Origin of the sequence: Corallococcus sp. CA053C, from assembly GCF_003611675.1 — a bacterium.
Lineage (GTDB): Bacteria > Myxococcota > Myxococcia > Myxococcales > Myxococcaceae > Corallococcus.
This window is the reverse complement of sequence record NZ_RAWA01000426.1, coordinates 1-8,570: the sequence shown is the minus strand read 5'-3', so window position 1 is coordinate 8,570 and position 8,570 is coordinate 1. Positions and strand designations below refer to the sequence as shown.

Annotated in this window: 8 protein-coding genes; 2 read left to right on the top strand and 6 right to left on the bottom strand. The window is 70.1% G+C overall.

Annotated elements, in window-relative coordinates; genetic code table 11:
• Positions 1 to 9: 9 nt before the first annotated feature.
• Entirely contained in the window at positions 10 to 1,674 is a 1,665-nt protein-coding gene (locus tag D7V97_RS36065) for a metallophosphoesterase (RefSeq protein WP_120615156.1), read from the bottom strand.
• Between the two features lie 207 nt (positions 1,675 to 1,881).
• Between D7V97_RS36065 and D7V97_RS36060 the strand changes: the two genes are divergently transcribed.
• A complete protein-coding gene (locus D7V97_RS36060; RefSeq protein ID WP_120615155.1) occupies positions 1,882 to 2,076 on the top strand; it encodes a hypothetical protein in 195 nt (64 codons plus the stop codon).
• 59 nt (positions 2,077 to 2,135) lie between these two features.
• Positions 2,136 to 3,323, top strand: a complete 1,188-nt coding sequence (locus D7V97_RS36055) for a YhcG family protein (RefSeq protein WP_233583436.1) — start codon at positions 2,136 to 2,138, stop codon at positions 3,321 to 3,323.
• Positions 3,324 to 3,382: 59 nt separating this feature from the next.
• Here D7V97_RS36055 and D7V97_RS36050 read toward each other — a convergent pair whose 3' ends face one another.
• From D7V97_RS36050 to D7V97_RS36030, 5 genes are all read right to left on the bottom strand, one after another.
• Complete coding sequence (locus D7V97_RS36050) at positions 3,383 to 4,186, bottom strand: hypothetical protein (RefSeq protein WP_120615158.1); 804 nt, start codon at positions 4,184 to 4,186, stop codon at positions 3,383 to 3,385.
• On the bottom strand, positions 4,183 to 4,890 hold the full coding sequence (locus D7V97_RS36045) for a DUF4956 domain-containing protein (RefSeq protein ID WP_120615157.1): 708 nt from the start codon (positions 4,888 to 4,890) through the stop codon (positions 4,183 to 4,185). Before D7V97_RS36045 ends, D7V97_RS36050 begins: the two co-directional genes overlap by 4 nt.
• A 5-nt stretch (positions 4,891 to 4,895) precedes the next feature.
• Positions 4,896 to 6,608 (bottom strand): dTMP kinase, encoded by a 1,713-nt coding sequence (tmk, locus tag D7V97_RS36040; protein WP_120615154.1) that lies wholly within the window; start codon positions 6,606 to 6,608, stop codon positions 4,896 to 4,898.
• Between the two features lie 6 nt (positions 6,609 to 6,614).
• Complete coding sequence (locus tag D7V97_RS36035) at positions 6,615 to 7,334, bottom strand: VTC domain-containing protein (RefSeq protein ID WP_120615153.1); 720 nt, start codon at positions 7,332 to 7,334, stop codon at positions 6,615 to 6,617.
• Between the two features lie 12 nt (positions 7,335 to 7,346).
• The coding region (locus D7V97_RS36030; RefSeq protein WP_233583435.1) for a hypothetical protein at positions 7,347 to 8,570 on the bottom strand (1,224 nt) is incomplete at its 5' end.

Genomic DNA, 8,570 nt, shown 5'->3' with positions numbered 1-8,570 from the left:
GCTTAAGGGTCAGCGGTTCCGGCGACGACGGCGGACGAGGCCGGTGATGAGGACGGCGGCCGCGGGAATCAGGGCAGCCGAGGGGCCGGCGGCACACCCTCCGCCTCCCTGCCCTTCGTCACCCTCTCCGGGGGAGAGCCCGGGCGTCGTCGGCGTCGAGGGGACCCCCGGACGCGGGTCGGTGGTGCCCGGCGCGGTGCCGGTGCCCGGGTCCGTGCCGGTCCCCGGGGTGGGGGTGCCGCTGGCCGTCACGGTGACCTGGGTGGTGGCCGTCAGGGGCGCGGCGCCCTGGGCGGTGGCGGTGGCCGTCACGGTGTAGTCGCCGGCCTGGGCGTAGACGTGGTCCACCTGGGCGCCCTGGGCGGTGGTGCCGTCCCCGAAGTCCCAGGCGACGGTGGTGTCCGGCTGGGAGGCGGTCGCGACGAACGTGGCCTTGTGGGGTGCGGCGCCGCTGGCGCTGTCGACGCTGACGTTCAGCGTGCCCCGGGGCTGTTCGGGCGGCGCCGGCAGCTGCTTGGTGAGGGAGAAGCTGTCGAGCACGCCGCCGTCCGTCTTCACGAGCTTCGCGGTGAGGGTGCCCTCCACGACATCCACGTCGAGGAACCCGTGGGCCGCGTCATCGCGCAGCACGCTCCAGGACGGACGCGAGGTGGCGAACGCGCGCAGGGTGGCGCCACCGCCGCCGACGACGAGGTAGGGGATGCCGCGCTCGGTCTTGCTGGCCTCGGCGTCGCCGAGCATGGGCTTGCTGCGCTCGTAGTCGTGGTCGTGGCCGGTGAGGACCAGGTCCACGCCGTACTTCTCGAACAGCGGGCCGAACTGGCGGCGCATGGTGAGCTGTGAGCCGTGCTCGCCGCTGGACCAGGACGGGTGGTGGAAGAAGACGACCTTCCAGGGCTGCGTGGTGGCGGCGAGGTCCTTCTCCACGAAGGCCTTCTGCGCGGCGAGCGTGCACTTGGACGCGGACGCCAGGCCCACGGCGCAGTTGGAGTCGATGGAGACGAAGTGCACGTGGCCCCAGTCGAAGGAGTAGTAGCGCTCCGAGCCTTCGGCGTTGTTGGTGGGCAGGTAGAGGTTGTCCAGGTAGGGCTGGGCCTCGTTGGTCACGTACTCGTGATTGCCGGGGGTGGCGAACATGGGCACCTGCGCGAGCAGGGCGGCCATGGGGGCGAAGAGGTTCGTCTGGAATTCGGCCTCGGTGCCGGACGCATAGGCGTTGTCGCCGAGGGCCACGAACAGGTCGGGCCGGTTCGTGAGCATGGATTGGGCGACCTTCTTCTGGTCGCTGCCCCCGGTGCCGAAGTCGCCCACGGCGGCGAAGTGCACGCGTCGGGTGCCCGGGACGGGAGCGGTGCCGAAGGTCTTCGCGGGGGTCGTCTCACCGCAGGCATCCACGGAGTACGTATAGGTGGTGCCGGGAGTCAGGCCGGTGAGGACCACGGCATGGATGCGGGCCGTGGCCGTGGAGCGAGCGACCGAGTTGGTGTCCCCCACGCCATAGCGGACCTGGGCCGCGGAGCAGTTCGCCGCGAGCCGGAACGCCACCGTCGCCGTGTCGGGCCCCACGCGCTGGAGATACGGATCCCGCGGCAGGGCGAGCGCGTCACCCGAAGCGAACCCCACGACGAGCAGGGCAGCCAGGGCAGCGAGCGATAGAGACTTCGTCCGGTCCATGAATCCTCCGGCCCGAGACATTCGGGACCGGACCGCAACCGTTCATGGCCAAACGTTCATCCAGAAAAGAGTCCGCAGGCAGATGGCAGGAGCGCGGGTGCTCGCTGGGGTGGTCCGCAGGGCAGACGGGCAGGCATTGCAGGGCGGGCCTTCACGGTGTCGGGGTGCCCGGCTTGCAGGACCCGGCCGCTGCGTTACCCGTGAAGAATGACCGAAGTCCACTCCGAAACCCGCGAGTACACCATCCCTGAAGGGTGCCCCGTGTGCGAGGCGGACCTGCCGGTGAAGGTCACGGCAAGGGGTCCGAACGCGGTCTGTCGGCACTGCGGCTGGATGGGGCGCCCGTTCATCACGGTGACGCATCAGGGCCTGCGCGTGTCGTACGGCAGCGCGGCGGCCTGAGTCTCAGTAGTGCGAGGACACGAACTCCTCGAGAGGCTGCGGCAGCATGACGCGCGCCCTTGTCTGCGCGCTGCCTGAAGGGCACGCTGCGCGCCGTGCCACGCAAGACGAAGGAGTCGCAGAAGGAGCCGAGCTACGACGAGGTGCTCGCGGACCTGTCGCGGCTGGTGGAGGCCGCGCGATATGCCTCCGCGCGCTCCGTCAATGCCGTCATGACGGCGACCTACTGGGCCATCGGACGCCGTTTGGTAGAGCAGGAACAGCGTGGGGCGGCACGTGCGGGTTATGGAGAGGAGTTGGTCCTCCAACTGTCACGAGATTTGAGCAGCCGTTTCGGCCGGGGCTTCGGCCGCGCCAATCTCTTCCAGATGAGGGCATTCTTTCTCGCGTATCGGGACTGTCTGCCGGCTTCGACTCCGGGACCTGCGGATGAACCCGGCCAGTCGATTGTCCAGACATCGTCTGGACAATTGGCGAAGGTGGAAAGCACCTTCCCTCTGGCCTCCCGCTTCCCACTGCCTTGGTCCCACTACGTCCGGTTGCTGTCCGTGCGCAAACGAGAGGCCCGGATCTTCTACGAGGCGGAGGCGCTGCGGGGAGGATGGACGGTGCGGCAACTGGACCGGCAGATTGGAAGCCAGTTCTACGAACGCACGGCACTCTCCCGGAACAAGGCCGAGGTGCTCCGCAAAGGAGCGGTAGCCCAGCCCGAGGATGCCGTCTCGCTGGAAGAACAGGTGCGGGACCCTTACGTCTTGGAGTTCCTCGGTCTGAAGGACGAGTACTCCGAGAGCGAGCTGGAGGCCGCGCTCATCGAGAAGCTGGAGGAGTTCCTGCTGGAACTGGGCGGAGACTTCACCTTCGTGGGACGCCAGCGGCGGCTGCGGGTCGGGGATGCGTGGTACCGCCTCGACCTGCTGTTCTTCCACCGTCGGCTGCGCTGCCTCGTCATCATCGACCTGAAGCTGGGGAAATTCACCCACGCGGATGCGGGACAGATGCACCTGTACCTCAACTACGCGCGCCAGCACTGGACGCTGCCCGGCGAGAACCCGCCGGTGGGGCTCATCCTCTGCGCCGAGAAGGACAGTGCCGTGGCGAAGTACGCGCTGGAGGGGCTGCCGAACAAGGTGCTCGCAGCCGAGTACCAGACAGCGCTGCCCAAGGAGCGGGTGCTTGCCGCGGAGATTGAGAGGACGCGCAAGCAGTTGGAGGTGCGAGGCAAGCCGAAGAAGCCCCGTCACTGATTGAGGCGTAGAGGCTGGCGCCAACAGCCCTCCAGCCCAGTCCCACCTCAATCAATCCCTTACGGCTTCTTCACATCCGACGAAACCAGCTCCTCCGTCCGTTCGCCCTCCTCGCGGACCTTGCCCACGCCGGGGACGAGCCAGTACAGACGCTGCTTCTCCTCCTTCACCTCGCCGCTCTTGTTCAGCTTGTCGCGCTGGACCTTGATGGCGTTGGTGAACGTGCCCGCGGGTGTCGTCACCGTCACGTCCTTCGCGAGCACCTTCCACACGTACGTCGGATCCTTCCCCTCCGTGCCGCCCGCGTCATAGGTGATCAGCTCGCGCACCGCGTCCTGGTGCTCCCAGGGTACGGAGGCCGGCGCCGTCGCCAGTGACTTCATCATCGCCGGGGACCAGGTCGTCGCCCTCGTGCGCAGGCCGTCGGTGAGGTCCTCCTCGCGCAGGCGCACCACCAGGCCGTTGGTCAGCTCCAGCTGCCACGAGTTCTCCTCGTACACCGTGCCCGTCGTCGCCGTGCGGTCCTGCTTGCTGTGCACCTTGACCGCCGTCATCTGCGTGTCTGGCACCGTCTCCGGGCCCAGCACCGTCACCGTCTTGTTGAACACCCCGTTCACCGGGTCCGTGATGCGATAGGTCCACGTCGAGCCCTGCGTCAGCGGCCACAGCGAGGTGTACTCGGCCTTCGGATCCGGCTTCGTCCCGTCTGGATCCACCGCGCTCCCCGGCAGGTCCACCGAACCGTCCGGGTTCGTCGTGGCCTCTCCCGGATTGTCCCCCGTGGGCAGGCTGCTGCCTCCGCCACCACACGCCGCCAGTGCTCCACACGCCGCGACCAGCGCGGCCAGCTTCCTGAACTTCATGCCATCTCCTCCCGCGCGCCCTTCGCGCTCACCGCCGTCCACCGCAGCCCCCGCAGGGGCGCGCCTTCCGTCCGTCCCAGCGCCGCCGCCAGGGTCCCGGGCTCAGGCTCCTCGACCTCGAACTCCAACCGCCGCGCGGAGAAGTCCAACGCGCAGCTCCTCACCATCACGTTGCGCTCGCCCAGCGCCTTGCGCAGCGTCGCCTCCGCGCCCACCAGGTCGTCCGACTGCGCCGACAACACCAGCCGCTGCTTCACCCCCGCGGGCTTCTCCTTCTTCTCGAACAGGTCCAGCACCAGCAGCAGCACCATCACGAACCCCGTGCCCACGCTCGCCAGCACCAGGTTGCCGTGACCGCACGCCATGCCCAGGCCAATCACCAGGAACAGGATGGCCGCGTCGCGCGGGTCCTTCAGCCCCGAGCGGAACCGCACGAACCCGCCCAGCCCCACGAGGCCGAACGCCTTCGCCACGCTGTCCCCAATCACCGCCGTGATCACCGCCGCCGCGGCGCAGAGCAGGATCTGCGCCTGCACCATCTCCGACTTCGGCAGCGGCTTGCCCATCACCAGCCGCCAGGGCCGCGACGACAGCAGCGCTCCGATGAACGCCGCCGCCAGCAGCCGGGGAAGCACCGAGGCCATCGACAGCGACTGGAACTCCCGCTCCACCTCCTGGAACACCGCCCCGAACGGACCTTCCATGGGCGTCATGCCTCCTGCCGTCCCAGCTCGGTCCTGGACGTCTCCACCGCGGGCCGCACCCCGCGAGCCGCCTGCTCCATCGCCCGGGCCTGCGCCACCACCGCATAGGCGTTGCGCAACACCGGCAGCTTCCCGGCCTGCTCCTCCAGCACCCGGTCCAGGAGCGCCCGCGTCTCCGCCACCAGCGGCAGCCCCTTCATCGAGGACACCACCGTCGCCGGCCACCGGCGCGCCGCCGAGGCCCGCAGCTTCCACGCGCGCGGATCATCCATCCCATCCACCGAATCCAGCGCCTCCTTCGTCAGCAGCGCTCCCCGCTCGCGCATCGCCCAGGCCTTCGGCGAGTCCACCCCGCTGAGCGAACGCAGCACCAGCTTCAGCGCCTTCTTCTCCAGTTGCTCGCGCAGCCCCACCGCCAGCGGCGTCTCCAGGCCCGTGGTGCTCTTCAGCACCGCCAGCCGGTCGTACTTGACCAGCACCTCGCGCAGCGCGTCCGCGCGCTCCGTGGCCAGGCCGCCCAGGCTGCGCGCCACCTCCGCGTACAGCTTGCGCTGCATGCCGGCCTCGCGCACCACCCAGGACTCCTCGCCGTCCACGCCCGCGAACCCCACGAGCACGTCCGCGAGGTGGCCGTCCTTCATGCCCCGCTCGCGCAGCGCCCACGCCTCGGGCGAGTCCTGGCGCTTGAGCCCCGCCAGCACCGCCTGCGGTGCCTGCGCGTACAGCCGCTGCCGCAGCGCATGCGAGCGGGGAGAGGTGACGAACCCCAGCCCCTCCGCCACGTCCACCGGCACGCTCGCCGCCAGCACCTCGCGCAGCGTCCACGCCGTGTCGTCATCCAGGCCGGTCAGGCTGCGCGCCACGAGCCCCGGCAGCCGCTCCGCGTACGCCAGCCGCCGCTGGTGCGCGGGCAGCCCCGGGATGCCATTGAGCAGCCACGCCGCGAGCTGCGGCTCCCGCGCCTCCAACGCGTCCAGCGCATGGAAGAAGCGCGCCTCCACGTCGTCCACCGTCGCCACGCCCGGAAGCGGCAGGGCAGGGGCGGGGACCAGCCGCTGCACCGGCTGCTCGCGACCCTCCAGCCGCGCCACCACCGCCTCCACCAGGCGCTGCTCCAGCACGCGCAGGGGCTGATCATTGTTCTCCAGGATGATCCACCGCCGCGGATCCCTCCGGGCCTGCTCCAGGAACGCCTCGCGCACGCGCACCGCCAGCCCCGCGCCCACCAGGCCCTTGCGGCTGTCCGTGTCCTGCGCGCGCCCGCCCTGCAGCTTGCCCAGCCGCTTGCGCAGCCGCGCCAGGTCCGGATCCACATCCACCAGGATGACCAGGTCCGGCCACAGCCCCTGCGACGCCAGCTCGCAGGACGGCAGGAGCGCGTCTTCCTTCAGGCCCCGGCCTCCGCCCGTCAGCGCGAGCTGCGAATACAGGTAGCGGTCGGTGATGCACACCTCGCCCCGGCCGAGCGCGGGCGCGATGACCTCCTCCAATTGCTGCGCATCCCGCGCCAGGTTGAGGAAGAACTCGGCGCGCGGGCCCATCTCCAGCAGGCGCGCGTCGCGCGTCAGCTCCCGGATGCGGCGGGCGGTGGGTGACTGCAATTCGCCGCCTTCCCGCGCATGCGCCACCTTGTAGCCCAGCCGCTTGAGCCGCGCGGCGAGCAGGTTGGAAAGTGTCGTCTTGCCGCTGCCGTCAATGCCTTCGAAATCGATGAACACGGTGACCTATCCCCTTGCAACCCCAACCCCTGCAGCGGCGAAGGCATGCACCCTCGCCATTCCTTCCGCGAACTTGCTGTAGGCCGGCGCGCCCCCCGGATTGAGGGCCGCCAGCCACTCGGGCAGCTCCGCCCCAAGGTGCTTCACCTCCAACACCACCCGCGAGTCCTCCCACGCCGGAAGCCCCAGCCGCTCCACCGTCAGCGCCGTGGGCGACAACGCCAGCTCCGGCGACACCGCGTGGAACCCGATGTTCCGGTCCACCGTCACCCGCCACGACTGAGACACCTGATACACGTGCCGCCGGTACGTCACCGCCAGCACCGGCGCGAGGCTGCCGCCCGCGATGAGCGGCAACAGGCTCACGCCCCCGCGAATCGCCCGGCCCAGCTCCGCGCGAGGCACCCACACGCGCCGCTTCTGCGTGAGCCCGCCGCGCTCGCGCTTCACCTCCAGCACCACGCGCTCGCGGCCCCCCGCGCCCACGTCCGGCGAGTACTCCTTCGTCCTCACCTTGAGACAGTTGTCCGGCGTGAGCATCGCGCGCTCCGCCAGCGGATAACCCTGCTTGTCGAAGTACACCGACACGATGCGCGTGGGCGGCGGCAGGCACCCGCCCAACTCCTGCGACAGCCGCGCGCACACCGCCGCGGCGTCGGTGCCGTCCAGCACGCGTTTGAATTCACGGCGCAACTTGGTGACTTCGCCTTCAGCGAACGAGAGCATGATCGTGTCTCCTCACCGGAAGCGGGTGGCGAGCTGCAATGACAGCTCAAGGGCGGGCTCCACGTCCCCGGGCCGCAACGCGCGCTCGGCCTGGACCTGTGCCTTGAAGGAATCCGCCAGCAGGATGTTGAGCCCCCCCGTCACCGCGTGCCCCTGCGCCTGGATGCCGCCCTGCAACTGCAACGCCTCCGCGCCCACCACGGGTTGCACCGCCCAACCCTCGTGCCCCACCGGCACCGTCCAATACGCCAGCACCGACTGCGACATGAACGGTCCCAAGGCCAGCCGGCCCGTCGCCACCTCTCCCGTCAATGACAGACCCCACAACGTCAATTCCGCGTCCGCCGCCGTCGCGTGCCGCTTCGTCCCGTCGATGACCTGCGTGAGGTACGTGCTCGCGCCCACGGTGAGGAACTTGAAGGGCCGCACGCTCAGGCGCGCCGCGCCGTCCTCGCTCAGCCGCTCACCCTGGGGACCTTCGCCACCCTCGAAGAGGCCCGCCGACAGCTTCAGGCCCCAGGCCTCCTTGAGCCGCACCTCGCCCATCAATCCCAGACGCCGGCCGCCCAGCCCGTTGGTGTCCGTGAGGTAGTCCTCCACGAGGCCGCGACCCTGCAGGGGCAGCGTCCACGACGACTCCAGCGAGCGCTGGAGGAAGGGGGACTTGAAGCGGCCCGCGTACAGCCGCAGGCGCTTGGCGTCGTCCGCCAGCCGCACGAAGGCGTCCTTGAGGATCGACTTGGACGCGAGGTCCGCGCTCACCTCCGCTTCAAGGTTGGGCAGCGACGCGGCCACGCCCACGCGCGCCGACTCGATGCCCAGCGACCGCTCGTACTTCTCCCGCTCGTCGGCGCTCGCCTGCGCGTACACGCGGCCGAACACGCGGATGCGCTGCGCCTGCTTGTCCTTGTCGTCCGTCTGGTCCGCTTCGTCGGGCGCCTCGCCCAGCGTGTCCGCCTTGGGACCCTTGTTCTTCTTGGGCTTCTTCGCGCCCGGCACCGCCGCGTCCGGCACCGGCGCGCTCGGATCATCCACCTGCTCCGGCGCGCCCATCACCGGCCCCTGCGCGCCCGTGGGCATCGCCTGCGCCACCGCGCCGTCCAGTGACTCCGTCGAACCCTCACCGTCCTCCGTGGAGACCTGCGCCGCCTCGTCCACCGGCTCCGCGCCCGCCACCGCCGGCAGGCCCAGGAGAACCGCGGCGAACAGCCCCCGCCACCCTTGTTCCTCCATCCC